The 15,465-nt window shown below is 70.3% G+C and carries 11 protein-coding genes; all 11 read left to right on the top strand.

Annotated elements, in window-relative coordinates; all coding sequences use genetic code 11:
* The first annotated feature begins 295 nt into the window (after window positions 1-295).
* Window positions 296-2,344: an excinuclease ABC subunit UvrC gene (gene uvrC, locus AC07AZ_RS19225; protein WP_478849198.1), complete on the top strand. Its 2,049-nt coding sequence runs from the start codon at window positions 296-298 to the stop codon at window positions 2,342-2,344.
* A complete protein-coding gene (gene rapZ / locus AC07AZ_RS19220; protein ID WP_478849196.1) occupies window positions 2,341-3,465 on the top strand; it encodes an RNase adapter RapZ in 1,125 nt (374 codons plus the stop codon). The genes uvrC and rapZ overlap by 4 nt, the downstream gene beginning before the upstream one ends.
* Complete coding sequence (locus AC07AZ_RS19215) at window positions 3,462-4,529, top strand: gluconeogenesis factor YvcK family protein (RefSeq protein WP_478849194.1); 1,068 nt, start codon at window positions 3,462-3,464, stop codon at window positions 4,527-4,529. Before rapZ ends, AC07AZ_RS19215 begins: the two co-directional genes overlap by 4 nt.
* Window positions 4,520-5,509, top strand: coding sequence for a DNA-binding protein WhiA (gene whiA, locus AC07AZ_RS19210; RefSeq protein WP_356045820.1), 990 nt, complete (start codon window positions 4,520-4,522; stop codon window positions 5,507-5,509). The genes AC07AZ_RS19215 and whiA overlap by 10 nt, the downstream gene beginning before the upstream one ends.
* A 273-nt stretch (window positions 5,510-5,782) precedes the next feature.
* Window positions 5,783-8,740, top strand: a complete 2,958-nt coding sequence (locus tag AC07AZ_RS19205) for a M14 family metallopeptidase (protein WP_478849191.1) — start codon at window positions 5,783-5,785, stop codon at window positions 8,738-8,740.
* 225 nt (window positions 8,741-8,965) lie between these two features.
* A complete protein-coding gene (gap, locus tag AC07AZ_RS19200; RefSeq protein WP_478849189.1) occupies window positions 8,966-9,976 on the top strand; it encodes a type I glyceraldehyde-3-phosphate dehydrogenase in 1,011 nt (336 codons plus the stop codon).
* 134 nt (window positions 9,977-10,110) lie between these two features.
* Window positions 10,111-11,322 (top strand): phosphoglycerate kinase, encoded by a 1,212-nt coding sequence (locus AC07AZ_RS19195; RefSeq protein ID WP_478849187.1) that lies wholly within the window; start codon window positions 10,111-10,113, stop codon window positions 11,320-11,322.
* Between the two features lie 6 nt (window positions 11,323-11,328).
* Window positions 11,329-12,105: a triose-phosphate isomerase gene (tpiA, locus tag AC07AZ_RS19190; RefSeq protein ID WP_478849185.1), complete on the top strand. Its 777-nt coding sequence runs from the start codon at window positions 11,329-11,331 to the stop codon at window positions 12,103-12,105.
* A 110-nt stretch (window positions 12,106-12,215) separates the two neighbouring features.
* Window positions 12,216-12,452 (top strand): preprotein translocase subunit SecG, encoded by a 237-nt coding sequence (gene secG / locus AC07AZ_RS19185; protein WP_478849183.1) that lies wholly within the window; start codon window positions 12,216-12,218, stop codon window positions 12,450-12,452.
* Between the two features lie 233 nt (window positions 12,453-12,685).
* Entirely contained in the window at window positions 12,686-13,021 is a 336-nt protein-coding gene (locus AC07AZ_RS19180; protein ID WP_010352468.1) for an RNA polymerase-binding protein RbpA, read from the top strand.
* Window positions 13,022-13,621: 600 nt separating this feature from the next.
* Complete coding sequence (gene pgi / locus AC07AZ_RS19175) at window positions 13,622-15,277, top strand: glucose-6-phosphate isomerase (RefSeq protein WP_478849180.1); 1,656 nt, start codon at window positions 13,622-13,624, stop codon at window positions 15,275-15,277.
* The last annotated feature ends 188 nt before the right edge of the window (window positions 15,278-15,465 follow it).

Genomic DNA, 15,465 nt, shown 5'->3' with positions numbered 1-15,465 from the left:
CATTGAAGCGTGTTGACCAAGCCCCGACAACACCTGACACCCAACAGCGGCGTACTCCTGGCCGAGTCCGGACCCCGCTCCCTCCGGTGGCCGGGTTCGGGTGGGTGACGCGCACGGAACGCGTCCAGGCGCCCACTCGTAGTACCGGAGACGGGCGGGTGGGCCGGCGTGAGGGAGACGTGATGTGAGCGGTCGGCACGCCGGGCCGGGCGGCGGGGCTGCCGGGGTGCGGCCGGCGGCCGGCGTTGTCCACAGGCCCGCCGCGCTGTCACCGCCCGCCAGTAGGGTGTGAGACATGGCCGACCCCTCCAGCTACCGCCCCAAGCCGGGAGAGATCCCGGACACTCCCGGGGTCTACAAATTCCGCGACGAGCACCGCCGGGTGATCTACGTCGGAAAGGCGAAGAGCCTGCGCCAGCGCCTGGCGAGCTACTTCCAGGACCTGTCGAACCTCCACCCCCGCACCCGGACCATGGTCACCACGGCGGCGTCCGTGGAGTGGACCGTGGTGTCCACGGAGGTCGAGGCCCTCCAGCTGGAGTACTCCTGGATCAAGGAGTTCGACCCCCGGTTCAACGTCAAGTACCGCGACGACAAGAGCTACCCGTACCTCGCGGTCACGATGAACGAGGAGTTCCCGCGGGTTCAGGTGATGCGCGGCCAGAAGCGCAAGGGCGTGCGCTACTTCGGGCCGTACGGACAGGCATGGGCGATCCGCGACACCGTGGACCTGCTCCTGCGCGTCTTCCCGGTCCGCACCTGCTCGGCCGGCGTGTTCAAGAACGCCGCCCGCACCGGCCGCCCCTGTCTGCTCGGCTACATCGGCAAGTGCTCGGCACCCTGCGTCGGCCGCGTCTCGCCCGAGGAGCACGGCGAACTCGCCGACGACTTCTGTGACTTCATGGCCGGCCGCACCGGCACGTACATCCGCCGTCTCGAAGAGCTGATGGCGGAGGCGGCCGAGGACATGGAGTACGAGCGGGCGGCCCGCCTGCGCGACGACATCGAGGCCCTGAAGAAGGCCATGGAGAAGAACGCGGTCGTGCTCGCCGACGCGACCGACGCCGACCTGATCGCGGTCGCCGAGGACGAGCTGGAAGCGGCCGTACAGATCTTCCACGTGCGCGGCGGACGCGTGCGCGGCCAGCGCGGCTGGGTGACCGACAAGGTCGAGGAGGTCACGACCGGCGCCCTCGTCGAGCACGCCCTCCAGCAGCTCTACGGCGAGGAGCGCGGCGACGCGGTGCCCAAGGAGGTGCTGGTCCCGGCCCTGCCCGACCCGGTGGAGCCCGTGCAGGAGTGGCTCACCGGGCGGCGCGGGTCCAACGTGTCGCTGCGCATCCCGCAGCGCGGTGACAAGAAGGCGCTCATGGAGACCGTGCAGCGCAACGCCCAGCAGGCGCTCGTGCTGCACAAGACCAAGCGCGCCTCCGACCTGACCACCCGCTCGCGCGCGCTGGAGGAGATCGCCGAGGCCCTCGACCTCGACAGCGCCCCCCTCCGGATCGAGTGCTACGACATCTCGCACCTCCAGGGCGACGACGTCGTGGCCTCCATGGTCGTCTTCGAGGACGGACTGCAGCGCAAGGGCGAGTACCGCCGCTTCCAGATCAAGGGCTTCGCCGGCCAGGACGACGTCCGCTCCATGCACGAGGTGATCACCCGCCGCTTCCGGCGCTACCTCGCCGAGAAGGAGAAGACGGGGGAGTGGACCGACGGCGAGAACCCCCTCACCGAGGAGGACGGCCGCCCCAAGCGCTTCGCCTACCCGCCGCAGCTCGTCGTCGTCGACGGCGGCCGGCCGCAGGTCGCGGCCGCCAAGAAGGCGCTCGACGAGCTCGGCATCGACGACATCGCCGTGTGCGGGCTGGCCAAGCGGCTGGAGGAGGTCTGGCTGCCGGACGAGGACGACCCGGTGGTCCTGCCCCGCTCCAGCGAGGGCCTCTATCTGCTGCAGCGCGTCCGTGACGAGGCGCACCGGTTCGCGATCACCTACCAGCGCGCCCGACGCGCCAAACGCTTCCGGTCCAGCCCCCTGGACGACGTGCCGGGCCTCGGTGAGACACGCAAGCAGGCACTGATCAAGCATTTTGGTTCGGTGAAGAGGCTCCGGTCCGCGACAATCGACCAGATCTGCGAGGTTCCCGGCATAGGCCGCAAGACGGCCGAGACGGTCGCCGTGGCCCTCGCCCAGGCGGCTTCCGCCGCACCCGCCGTCAACACGGCGACTGGGGAGATCATGGGAGACGAGGAAGAAGACGGGACACCCGAAACGACGGCGGGTGCCCTGGGGGAGCCCGTGACCGCGGGCGCCCCGGACGATCGACGGGGGCAGGAGAGATGACCGAGCACGAGAAGCAGCCCACAGCGGGGCGAGATCGCACGCACAAGGAAGCGGTCGAGAATCCCGCACTGCAGGACACCGAGCGGGGCGTCCGGCCGGACGCCCCGCAGGATGCGGAGCACGGCGCCCCGCGGGACGCGGAGCACGGTGTCCCGCAGGACGCGGAGCACGGTGTCCCGCAGGACGCGGAGCACGAAGCGCAGCAGGAAAACGGAGCACAGGTGAGTACGGGCAGTGAAACAGCCGCGGTCCCCGACGCGGCCATCCCCGAGCTGGTGATCATCTCCGGGATGTCCGGGGCCGGCCGCTCGACGGCCGCGAAGTGTCTGGAAGACCTCGGCTGGTTCGTGGTCGACAACCTTCCGCCCGCGCTGATCCCCACCATGGTGGAGCTCGGCGCCCGCTCGCAGGGCAACGTCGCGCGGATCGCGGTCGTCGTCGACGTCCGCGGCCGCCGCTTCTTCGACAACCTGCGCGAGTCCCTCGCCGACCTCGACACCCGGGGCGTCACCCGGCGGATCGTCTTCCTGGAGTCCTCCGACGACGCCCTGGTGCGCCGCTTCGAGTCGGTGCGCCGCCCGCACCCGCTCCAGGGCGACGGCCGCATCGTCGACGGCATCGCCGCCGAGCGTGAACTGCTGCGCGAGCTGCGCGGCGACGCGGACCTGGTGATCGACACCTCCAGCCTCAACGTGCACGAGCTGCGGGCCAAGATGGACGCCCAGTTCGCCGGCGAGGAGGAGCCCGAGCTGCGGGCCACCGTCATGTCGTTCGGGTTCAAGTACGGCCTGCCGGTCGACGCCGACCTGGTCGCCGACATGCGCTTCCTGCCCAACCCGCACTGGGTCCCGGAGCTGCGCCCGTTCACCGGCCTCAACGAGGAGGTGTCCGCGTACGTCTTCAACCAGCCCGGCGCCAAGGAGTTCCTCGACCGGTACGCCGAGCTGCTGCGGCTCATCGCGGCCGGCTACCGACGCGAGGGCAAGCGGTACGTGACCATCGCCATCGGCTGCACGGGCGGCAAGCACCGCTCGGTCGCCACCTCGGAGAAGCTCGCCGCGCGCCTCGCCGCCGAGGGCGTGGAGACGGTGGTCGTGCACCGGGACATGGGACGCGAATGACCGCACGTTCTCCGCGGCTGACCAGGCTGCGCCGGACGGTGCCCGAGGGGCGCGCGGGCCGGGCCGTCGAGGCCCGCGGCGCCAGACCGCGCCGCCGTGGCGCCCAGCCCAAGGTCGTCGCCCTGGGCGGCGGCATGGGCCTGTCGGCCTCGCTCGCCGCACTGCGCCGCATCACCGGTGACCTCACCGCGGTGGTCACGGTGGCCGACGACGGCGGCTCCAGCGGCCGTCTGCGCGACGAACTCGGTGTGCTGCCGCCCGGCGACCTGCGCAAGGCGCTGGCCGCGCTGTGCGGTGACGACGACTGGGGGCAGACCTGGGCCCGCGTCATCCAGCACCGTTTCCAGTCGCAGGGCGACCTGCACGAGCACGCGGTCGGCAACCTGCTGATCGTCGCCCTGTGGGAGCAGCTCGGCGATCACGTCCAGGCCCTCGACCTGGTCGGCAAGCTCCTGGGCGCGCACGGGCGCGTGCTGCCCATGTCCGCCGTACCCCTGGAGCTCCAGGCCCTGGTCAAGGGGCACGACCCGGACCGGCCGGACGACGTGGACACCGTACGGGGGCAGGCGACGGTCGCTCTCACGCCCGGCGAGGTGCAGTCGGTGCACCTCGTGCCGCACGACCCGCCCGCCGTGCCCGAGGCGGTCGAGGCCGTCCTCGACGCCGACTGGGTGATCCTCGGCCCGGGCTCCTGGTTCTCCTCGGTGATCCCGCACCTGCTCGTGCCCGAGCTGCTCGACGCGCTCACCCAGACGAAGGCGCGCCGGGTACTCTCCCTGAACCTCGCCCCGCAGCCGGGAGAAACCGACGGCTTCTCCCCGCAGCGTCATTTGGAGGTTTTGGGACGACACGCCCCTAAACTCGCCCTGGACGTGGTGCTGGCCGACGAGGCCGCCGTGCCCGACCGCGAAGTGCTCACCGAGGCTGCCAAGCGGCTCGGTGCCGCGGTCGAGCTGGCGCCGGTGGCCCGGCAGGACGGGAGCCCGAGGCATGACCCGGAGCTCCTTGCCGCCGCGTACGACCGTATTTTTCGGATGCATGGAAGGATCGGCCCATGGCGATGACGGCAGCGGTGAAGGACGAGATCTCCCGGCTCCCCGTCACCCGGACCTGCTGCAGGAAGGCGGAGGTCTCCGCCATTCTGCGGTTCGCCGGCGGCCTCCATCTGGTGAGCGGGCGCATTGTGATCGAGGCGGAGCTGGACACCGCGATGGCGGCCCGCCGCCTCAAGCGGGACATCCTGGAGATCTTCGGCCACAGTTCCGAACTGATCGTGATGGCGCCCGGCGGACTGCGGCGCGGCTCGCGTTACGTCGTACGGGTGGTGGCCGGCGGGGACCAGCTGGCCCGCCAGACCGGTCTGGTCGACGGCCGTGGCCGTCCCATCCGGGGCCTGCCGCCGCAGGTGGTCTCGGGGGCCACCTGCGACGCCGAGGCGGCCTGGCGCGGGGCGTTCCTCGCGCACGGCTCGCTCACCGAGCCCGGCCGCTCCTCGTCGCTGGAGGTGACCTGCCCCGGCCCGGAGGCCGCGCTCGCGCTGGTCGGCGCCGCCCGCCGGCTGTCGATCGCGGCGAAGGCCCGCGAGGTGCGCGGTGTGGACCGGGTCGTCGTCCGCGACGGCGACGCGATCGGCGCGCTGCTCACCCGGCTCGGCGCGCACGAGTCGGTGCTGGCCTGGGAGGAGCGCCGGATGCGCCGCGAGGTGCGGGCCACGGCGAACCGGCTCGCCAACTTCGACGACGCCAACCTGCGTCGCTCGGCGCGGGCGGCCGTCGCGGCGGGTGCCCGGGTCCAGCGGGCCCTGGAGATCCTCGCCGACGACGTCCCCGAGCATCTCGCCGCCGCGGGCCGGCTGCGCATGGAGCACAAGCAGGCCTCGCTGGAGGAGCTGGGCGCGCTCGCCGACCCGCCGCTGACCAAGGACGCCGTGGCCGGCCGTATCCGCCGGCTGCTCGCGATGGCCGACAAGCGCGCGTCCGACCTCGGCATCCCGAGTACGGAGTGCGGCATCAGCGAGGAGATGGCGGACAACCTGGTCGGCTGAGCCGCGGAGCCGCCGCGCCGTGGAACCGCCGCGCCGCGGAACCGCCGAGGTAGAGCCACAAGCTCGGCTCCCCGCTCGGCGGTCTGCGCTCGACTTCGGGGCCGTCCCGCTGATGATCCGTACGCTGAAGAACCGTCAAAACGCCGGTGCTGTAGTCCGATTGGGCGAAGGCACCGGCGTTTCCCCCGTTCTTGAGGCGCCCTTGACTCGATCATGAACTGTCATGAGCCTGGCAGGGTTCGCTGCTGTGGCGAACTCACGCAAGGGGGGTTCATGAGACGAAGAGCGAGATCGATCCTCGCCGTCGGCGCGCTTCTGATCGGCGGAGCGGCCCTCGCGCCCGTCGCCCACGCGCAACCGGGCAACCCGCCCGGGAAATCGGACGCGGACGAGGTCAAGGTCTTCCGCGCCGACGTCACCAGGAAGCAGGTACCCCTGCTGCTGGCCGCCGGACAGGACGGTCACGAACTCGGCGAGCAGGTGCCCGCGAAGGGCAGGGCCACCGTCGAGGTCTACCTCACCGACAAGCAGGCCGGGACGCTGGAGAAGCAGGGCGTCGAGCTCACCGAGCACACCTTCTCAGCCAAGGCCAAGGCGCGCGTCGGGGCCGCCGCCCAGGGCGTGTTCCGCCCGTACGGCGGCAGCGGGGGCCTCAAGGAGGAGATCGTCGCGACCGGGCAGGCGAACCCGGGGCTCACCAAGGTCGTCTCCATCGGCAAGACGATCAAGGGTCAGGACATCCTCGCGCTCAAACTGACCAAGGGCGCGAGAAAGACCAAGGACGGCTCCAAGCCCTCCGTGCTGTACATGTCCAACCAGCACGCGCGTGAGTGGATCACCCCGGAGATGACCCGCCGGCTGATGCACTACTACCTGGACAACTACAAGAAGGACAAGCGGGTCAGGAAGCTCGTCGACACCACCGAACTCTGGTTCGTGCTGTCGGCCAACCCCGACGGCTACGACTACACCTTCCAGAACTCCGACAACCGCCTGTGGCGCAAGAACCTGCGGGACGTCAACGGCGACGGTGTCATCTCGACCGGCGACGGCGTCGACCTCAACCGCAACTTCGCCTACAAGTGGGGCTACGACGACGAGGGTTCCTCGCCCAACCCCACCAGCCAGACCTACCGCGGTGCCGCGCCGAGCTCGGAGCCCGAGACCAAGGCGCTCGACGCCTTCGAGAAGCGGGTCGGGTTCACGTACGGCATCAACTACCACTCCGCCGCCGAGCTCCTGCTGTACGGGGTCGGCTGGCAGGTGGCCACGCCGACTCCGGACGACGTCGTCTACAAGGCACTCGCGGGCACACCCGGCAACTCGGCGGTCCCCGGTTACCACCCGCAGGTCTCCTCGGAGCTGTACACGACCAACGGCGAGGCCGACGGCCACGCGGCGAACGTCAACGGCATGTCGATGTTCACCCCCGAGATGTCCACCTGCCAGACGGCCTCGGCCGTCGATCCGGACGACGCCTGGAACGCGGCCGACTGCCAGTCGATCTTCACCTTCCCGGACGACGAGAAGCTGATCCAGGACGAGTTCGCGAAGAACGTCCCCTTCGCGCTCTCCGTCGCCGAGACCGCCGCCCACCCGGACCGGCCCTCGTCCACGGTCGGGCTCGACGCCGCCGACTTCACCCCGGCAGCGTTCACCACCTCGTACTCCCGCGGCGCCGACCAGCAGGTCTCCGTCGTCGTACGGAAGGCGGTGCGCGACAAGAAGCTCAAGTACCGCGTCAACGGCGGCCGTACCAAGGTCACGTCGCTGAGGGCGTGGAAGGGCGGCGAGACGTACGGCGGTGACGACAACCTCTACTTCGACGAGTACCGGGCCAAGGTCAGGGACGGCGATCCGGGCGACAAGGTCGAGGTGTGGTTCACCGGCGGGACGAAGAACAAGAAGGCGGTCTCCAGCCGGCACTTCACGTACACCGTGGCCGAGCGGCCGCGCGGGGACACGCTCGTGGTCGCCGAGGAGGGCGCGGCCGCCACGCAGGCGCAGAAGTACGTCGACGCGCTGAAGGCGGCCGGCCGCAGGGCCGTCGTCTGGGACGTCGCGACGCAGGGCGCGCCGGACGCGCTCGGCGTGCTGGACCACTTCCGCACGGTCGTCCACTACACGGGCGCCGGCGTCCCCGGCGTCGCCACCCAGCTCCAGCTGCGCGCCTTCCTCAACGAGGGCGGCAAGCTGATCGAGGCGGGCGAACAGGCCGGCGGGAACGTCGACCTCGGCGACGGCACCCTGTCGGACGACTTCAGCCAGTACTACCTGGGCGCCTACTCGCGCACGTCGACCCCCGGGGCCACCGGCTTCACCGGCTCCGGCCCGCTCGCCGGCGTCACCGCCCCGCTCGGCGCCGCGCCCGGCAACCCGCTCGACCGGGCCGGCACCTTCGGCGTGACCTCGGACGAGCTGCCGGCCGCCACCTACCCGCAGTTCGCGAGCGCGGGCGCGGGCCAGTTCGCCGGAACCGTCAACCCGTACGGGCCCTACGCGGGCTCGGCGATGGCGGCCGCCGTCCACACGGACGACGCGTACAAGCGGCTCACCCGGACCGTCGACCTCACCGGGGTCACCGCGGCCGACACGCCCGCCCTGCGCGCACAGTTGCTGTGGGACACCGAACCCGGCTACGACCATGTAGTGATCGAGGCGCACACCGTCGGGGCCGACGACTGGACGACCCTCCCGGAGGCCGGCGGCGCGACCAGCACCGCCGTGCCGGCGGAGTGCGAGGGCGGCTTCTACGTCGGCGAGCACCCCTGGCTGAAGCACTATCTGACGGTCGGGTCCGGCGGCTGCACCGCGTCCGGTACCTCCGGCGCGTGGAACAGCCTCACCGGCGCCTCCAGCGGCTGGCAGCAGGTGAACTTCGACCTGAGCGCGTACGCGGGCAGGTCGGTCGAGGTGTCGATCAGTTACGTCACCGACCCGGGCACCGGCGGTCACGGCGTCCTCGCCGACGACACCGCGCTCGTGGTGGGCGGCAAGGCCACCGGGGCCGAGGGATTCGAGACCTCGCTCGGCGCCTGGAGGGTGGCCGGGCCGCCCCCGGGCAGCCCGGCCGTCCTGAGGGACTGGACGCGCACCGGGACCCTGTTCCAGACGTACGGAGCGGTCACCACGGACGACACCGTGCTGCTGGGTTTCGGCCTGGAGCACGTCACCGCGGCGGCCGACCGGACCGCGCTGATCAAGAAGGCCCTCGCGGCCCTGAAAGGGTGACCCACATGGTCGACGGGAGCTGATTCCCCGTAGTCACATCGGGTGATCGGTTCTTCGACCCCGGGCGGTCCGTACCCCTACTGACGGGTACGGACCGCCCTGCCGTGTATGGGGCATCTCGATGTCACCCCGGGGGCGTCAGGGAGGTAGGGTCGTAGGCGGTCGGGGACATCCCATACAGCTCGCCGGTGTCGAACCCGGCGTACCAACGAGGAGATCGGTTACGTGACGATCCGCGTAGGCATCAACGGCTTTGGCCGCATCGGTCGTAACTACTTCCGCGCGCTGCTGGAGCAGGGTGCTGACATCGAGATCGTGGCTGTCAACGACCTGGGTGACACCGCGACCACCGCTCATCTGCTCAAGTACGACACCATCCTGGGCCGCCTCAAGGCCGAGGTGTCGCACACCGCAGACACGATCACCGTGGACGGCCACACCATCAAGGTGCTGTCCGAGCGCAACCCCGCCGACATCCCGTGGGGTGACCTCGGCGTCGACATCGTCATCGAGTCGACCGGCATCTTCACGAAGAAGGCCGACGCCGAGAGGCACATCGCCGGCGGTGCCAAGAAGGTCCTCATCTCGGCTCCGGCCAAGGACGAGGACATCACCATCGTGATGGGCGTCAACCAGGACAAGTACGAGGCGGCGAACCACCACGTCATCTCCAACGCCTCCTGCACCACCAACTGTGTGGCGCCGATGGCCAAGGTGCTCGACGAGAACTTCGGCATCGTCAAGGGCCTGATGACGACGGTCCACGCGTACACCAACGACCAGCGCATCCTCGACTTCCCGCACTCGGACCTGCGCCGCGCCCGCGCCGCCGCCGAGAACATCATCCCGACCACGACGGGTGCCGCGAAGGCCACCGCCCTGGTCCTGCCGCAGCTCAAGGGCAAGCTGGACGGCATCGCGATGCGCGTCCCGGTCCCGACCGGCTCGGCCACCGACCTGGTCGTGACGCTGCAGCGCGAGGTCACCAAGGACGAGGTCAACGCCGCGTTCAAGAAGGCCGCCGACGACGGCGACCTCAAGGGCTACCTGACCTACACCGAGGACCCGATCGTCTCCTCGGACATCGTCGGCGACCCGGCCTCCTGCACCTTCGACTCCTCCCTGACCATGGTCCAGGAGGGCAACTCGGTGAAGATCCTCGGCTGGTACGACAACGAGTGGGGCTACTCCAACCGCCTCGTCGACCTGACGGTCTTCGTCGGCAACCAGCTCTGACCGACAGAGCAGGCACCTCGATGTGAGGGCAGGGCTCGGGCCGCGCGAGGACGCGCCGCCCGAGCCCTGCCGCACGTACGGAACAAGCCCTCTCACGATCACGGGTACCACGAGCCCTCCCAGGAGTTCCCCCCATGAAGACGATCGACGAACTTCTCGCCGAAGGCGTCGCGGGCAAGCGGGTCTTCGTCCGCGCCGACCTCAACGTTCCGCTCGACGGGACCACCATCACCGACGACGGCCGTATCCGCGCCGTCCTGCCCACCGTGAAGGCCCTCGCCGAGGCCGGCGCCCGGGTGGTCGTCGCCTCGCACCTGGGCCGCCCCAAGGGCGCCCCGGACCCCGCCTTCTCACTCGCCCCCGCCGCCGCCCGCCTCGGCGAACTCCTCGGCGCCGACGTGGCGTTCGCGACCGACACGGTCGGCGAGTCCGCCGCGTCCACGGTCGCGGGCCTCACCGACGGCCGGGTCGCCGTCCTGGAGAACCTGCGCTTCAACGCCGGCGAGACGTCCAAGGACGACGCCGAGCGCGGCGCGTTCGCCGACCAGCTGGCGCAGCTCGCCGACCTGTACGTCGGTGACGGCTTCGGAGCCGTGCACCGCAAGCACGCCTCGGTCTTCGACCTCCCGGCCCGCCTGCCGCACGCCGCCGGCTACCTCATCGCCACCGAGGTCGCCGTCCTGAAGAAGCTCACCGAGGACGTCGAGCGGCCCTACGTCGTCGCCCTCGGCGGGTCCAAGGTCTCCGACAAGCTCGCCGTCATCGACCAGCTCCTCGGCAAGGCCGACCGCCTCCTGGTCGGCGGCGGCATGGTGTTCACCTTCCTCAAGGCCAAGGGGTACGAGGTCGGCGCCTCCCTCCTCCAGGAGGACCAGATCCCGGTCGTCCAGGAGTACATCGAGCGGGCGGAGAAGAACGGCGTCGAGCTGGTCCTCCCCGTCGACGTGCTGACCGCCACCGGGTTCCCGGACCTGAAGACCAAGGCGCCGTCGAACCCGAACACCGTCGCCGCGGACGCCATCCCCGCCGACCAGCTGGGCCTGGACATCGGTCCGGAGTCCCGGAAGCTGTACGCCTCTAAGCTCGCCGACGCCGCCACCGTCTTCTGGAACGGTCCCATGGGCGTCTTCGAGCACCCCGACTACGCCGAGGGCACCAAGGCGGTCGCCCAGGCCCTTCTCGACTCCCCGGCCTTCACGGTCGTCGGCGGTGGCGACTCCGCCGCCGCCGTCCGCATCCTGGGCTTCGACGAGACGGCATTCGGCCACATCTCGACCGGCGGCGGCGCCTCCCTCGAATACCTCGAGGGCAAGACGCTCCCCGGCCTCGCCGCACTGGAGGACTGACCCCGTATGACCACTCGTACGCCGCTGATGGCGGGCAACTGGAAGATGAACCTCAACCACCTCGAGGCCATCGCCCACGTCCAGAAGCTCGCCTTCGCCCTGGCCGACAAGGACTACGAGGCCTGTGAGGTCGCGGTCCTGCCGCCCTTCACCGACCTGCGCTCCGTGCAGACCCTGGTCGACGGCGACAAGCTCAAGATCAAGTACGGCGCCCAGGACGTCTCGGCGCACGACTCCGGTGCCTACACCGGCGAGATCTCCGGCTCGATGCTCGCCAAGCTCAAGTGCACGTACGTGGCCGTCGGCCACTCCGAGCGCCGCCAGTACCACGACGAGACCGACGCCGTAGTGAACGCCAAGGTCAAGGCCGCCTACAAGCACGGTCTGACCCCGATCCTGTGCGTGGGCGAGGAACTGGAGATCCGCGACGCGGGCAACCACGTGACGCACACCCTCACCCAGGTCGAGGGCGGCCTCAAGGACATCCCGGCCGAGCAGGCCGAGACCGTCGTGATCGCCTACGAGCCGGTGTGGGCGATCGGCACCGGCAAGGTGTGCGGCGCCGAGGACGCGCAGGAGGTCTGCGCCGCCATCCGCGCCAAGGTCGCCGAGCTGTACACGCAGGAGCTGGCCGACAAGGTCCGCATCCAGTACGGCGGCTCCGTGAAGTCCGGCAACGTCGCCGAGATCATGTCCCAGGCCGACATCGACGGCGCCCTGGTCGGGGGTGCCTCGCTGGACGCCGACGAGTTCGTCAAGATCGTGCGCTTCCGCGACCAGTGAGTCGATCAGCGAGTAGGCGGTAGCGACGATCCGTCGTACCCTTACGGGGGCATGGTGGCCAGCCACCGTGCCCCCGTCGTCCATCCGAGTCCGAGGAAGTTGGTCCAGCCGTGGTTCTGGGGTTCTCGATCGCCCTGATCGTCTTCAGCCTGCTGATGATGCTGCTGGTGCTGATGCACAAGGGAAAGGGCGGCGGCCTCTCCGACATGTTCGGTGGCGGTATGCAGTCGTCCGTCGGCGGCTCCTCGGTCGCCGAGCGCAACCTGGACCGCATCACCGTGGTGATCGGCCTGCTGTGGTTCACGTGCATCGTCGTCCTCGGCATCCTGATGAAGACGAACAACTGATCAGCGGCTGACACAGCACACCACGCACGCACATCACACACGTACATTCCGCACGTAAGGCCCCATGTTCGGTACGCGCAGCTGAGCGCGGCCTATCATGGGGCTTGCGTCTAGGTGTAGGGGCTGTAACTCCAACCACTGGACGCGCGTTGGGCCTTACGTAGACTGAGGCGCTCGCAACGAGGCGACACGCCGACTCGCTTCGCGGCACCATCACGCAGGGAGTTACGACCGTGGCAAGTGGCAACGCGATCCGAGGTAGCCGGGTCGGGGCGGGGCCGATGGGCGAGGCCGAGCGCGGCGAGTCCGCGCCGCGTCTGCGCATCTCCTTCTGGTGCTCGAACGGGCACGAGACGCAGCCCAGCTTCGCCAGCGACGCGCAGGTCCCCGACACCTGGGACTGCCCGCGCTGCGGCTTCCCCGCAGGTCAGGACCGGGACAACCCGCCGGCCCCGCCGCGCACCGAGCCGTACAAGACGCACCTCGCGTATGTGCGGGAGCGGCGCAGCGACGCGGACGGCGAGGCGATCCTCGCCGAGGCGCTCGCCAAACTGCGGGGCGAGATCTAGAAGTCGACAACCGGCCGGTCACCCAGGGGTGTCTGGCCGGAGCTGTCTCCGACAGCGCGCGCCGGCGCTCGTCCGCCGCCCGCCGGGCCGTTCGGGCGCCCGCGCCCCGGTGCCCGCTGCCCGCGCAGACGCACGGGTGCCGCCGGTTCACTGTGAACGCGGCTTTCCGCGCCGTGTGCCTCACCCGCGTGCACATCGATGCGCACGCCCTCCCGCTGCCCTGCCTCCTCGTGCGCTGCTCTCTCGCCCTCTCTTGCCTTGCCCCGCGCCGCCGTTGCGGCTCGCCGGCACCCCGTTGATACCGCCGCGTCAGACGGACGTACCTGTTGTTGCACCGTACGACCACGTGACGCAGGGTCGCGTCCCCGTTGATCAACTAGTGCCGTGGCAGGCAACGTTTGCCCGTGAAGGAGCGGCGTCCGGTGCGTGCTCTCGGCGTGCCGGCCGGAGGCCCTCGTACTGGACGTACTCGGGTCTTCGGCTGGTGCGGCGAGAGTGCGTGCCGGGCGTCGCGACGGGGCGAACGTTGCCTGTCGCGGCACTAGGTTTGGGACCGGCAGCGGGACGCGGCACAGGCGAGGAAGAAGGCTGAAGTCCGAGATGAACGCAGACGGCCGTACCAGGCTGAATCAGACGCCCGAGTGGACCGCTCTGGCCAGGCACCGCGAGGAACTCGGCGAGGTCCGGCTGCGGGAGCTGTTCGCCGCCGACCCGGGACGCGGCACCGGGTACACGCTCCGGGTCGGTGACCTCCACGTCGACTACTCCAAGCAGCTCGTCACCGACGAGACCCTGCGGCTGCTGCGCGAACTGGCCGCCGCGACGGACGTCTTCGGCCTCCGGGACGCCATGTTCCGCGGCGAGCGGATCAACACCACCGAGAACCGCGCCGTGTTGCACACCGCGCTGCGCGCCCCGCGGGACGCCGTGATCGAGGTCGACGGGCAGAACGTCGTACCGGGGGTGCACGCCGTTCTCGACAAGATGGCCGGCTTCGCCGAACGCGTCCGCTCCGGCGCCTGGACCGGGTACACCGGCCGGCGCATCAAGAACGTGGTCAACATCGGCATCGGCGGCTCCGACCTCGGCCCGGCGATGGCGTACGAGGCGCTGCGCGGCTTCACCGACCGCGACCTCACGGTCCGCTTCGTGTCCAACGTCGACGGCGCCGACCTGCACGAGGCGATCCGTGACCTGGACCCGGCGGAGACCCTGTTCGTCATCGCGTCCAAGACGTTCACCACGATCGAGACGATCACCAACGCCACGTCGGCCCGCGCGTGGCTGCTCACCGAGCTGAAGGCCGGTCAGGAGGCCGTGGCCCGGCACTTCGTGGCGCTGTCCACGAACGCCGGCAAGGTCGGCGACTTCGGTATCGACCCGGACAACATGTTCGAGTTCTGGGACTGGGTCGGCGGCCGCTACTCCTACGACTCGGCCATCGGCCTGTCCCTGATGATCGCGATCGGCCCGGACCGCTTCCGGGAGATGCTCGACGGCTTCCACCTCGTCGACGAGCACTTCAGGACCGCTCCCGCCGAGTCCAACGTGCCGCTGCTGCTGGGCCTGTTGGGGATCTGGTACGGCAACTTCCACGACGCCCAGTCGCACGCCGTGCTCCCCTACAGCCACTACCTCTCCAAGTTCACGGCGTACCTCCAGCAGCTGGACATGGAGTCCAACGGCAAGTACGTCGGCCGCGACGGCCAGGAGGTCGACTGGCAGACGGGCCCCGTGGTGTGGGGCACGCCGGGGACCAACGGCCAGCACGCCTACTACCAGCTCATCCACCAGGGCACGAAGCTGATCCCGGCGGACTTCATCGGCTTCGCCGAGCCGGTCGCCGACCTCGCCGACGGGCTGAAGGCCCAGCACGACCTGCTGATGGCGAACTTCTTCGCGCAGACCCAGGCGCTGGCCTTCGGCAAGACGCCGGACGAGGTACGCGCGGAGGGGGCGCCGGAGGAACTCGTGCCGCACAAGACCTTCCGGGGCAACCACCCCACGACCACGATCCTCGCGCGTGAGCTGACCCCCTCGGTGCTGGGCCAGCTGGTCGCGCTGTACGAGCACAAGGTGTTCGTGCAGGGCGCGGTGTGGAACATCGACTCCTTCGACCAGTGGGGCGTCGAGCTCGGCAAGGTCCTCGCCAAGCGGGTGGAACCGGCGCTCACCGAGGGCGCGGAGGTGCCCGGACTGGACGCGTCCACGAAGGCCCTGGTCGCCGCCTACCGGGAGCTGCGCGGCCGGCAGTGAGCGGCTGGCGCGGCGGGCGGACGGGTTGGTCGGGCGGGTTGGTCGGGCGGAGTGAACGGCCCACCGCCACCCGCGTCTGCCGCGACCGTCAGGGGTGCGGCCGGCCGGGTCACGCCGACAGCACATGTGCCGGGGGGCCTCGGAGAGGGAGGGGGAGAGGAACACGTGCTCCTGTGCGCGCGTCAGGG

The sequence above is a fragment of the Streptomyces sp. NPDC043878 genome (assembly GCF_056435735.1).
Note: the sequence above shows the minus strand (reverse complement) of the source record. Positions and strands in the feature narration are given on the sequence as shown.

What these genes read in the sequence shown, in the direction of transcription:
- uvrC (WP_478849198.1), top strand. Translation starts at nt 296, where the DNA reads ATGGCCGACCCCTCCAGCTACCGCCCCAAGCCGGGAGAGATCCCGGAC.
- rapZ (WP_478849196.1), top strand. Translation starts at nt 2,341, where the DNA reads ATGACCGAGCACGAGAAGCAGCCCACAGCGGGGCGAGATCGCACGCAC.
- AC07AZ_RS19215 (WP_478849194.1), top strand. Translation starts at nt 3,462, where the DNA reads ATGACCGCACGTTCTCCGCGGCTGACCAGGCTGCGCCGGACGGTGCCC.
- whiA (WP_356045820.1), top strand. Translation starts at nt 4,520, where the DNA reads ATGGCGATGACGGCAGCGGTGAAGGACGAGATCTCCCGGCTCCCCGTC.
- AC07AZ_RS19205 (WP_478849191.1), top strand. Translation starts at nt 5,783, where the DNA reads ATGAGACGAAGAGCGAGATCGATCCTCGCCGTCGGCGCGCTTCTGATC.
- AC07AZ_RS19195 (WP_478849187.1), top strand. Translation starts at nt 10,111, where the DNA reads ATGAAGACGATCGACGAACTTCTCGCCGAAGGCGTCGCGGGCAAGCGG.
- tpiA (WP_478849185.1), top strand. Translation starts at nt 11,329, where the DNA reads ATGACCACTCGTACGCCGCTGATGGCGGGCAACTGGAAGATGAACCTC.
- pgi (WP_478849180.1), top strand. Translation starts at nt 13,622, where the DNA reads ATGAACGCAGACGGCCGTACCAGGCTGAATCAGACGCCCGAGTGGACC.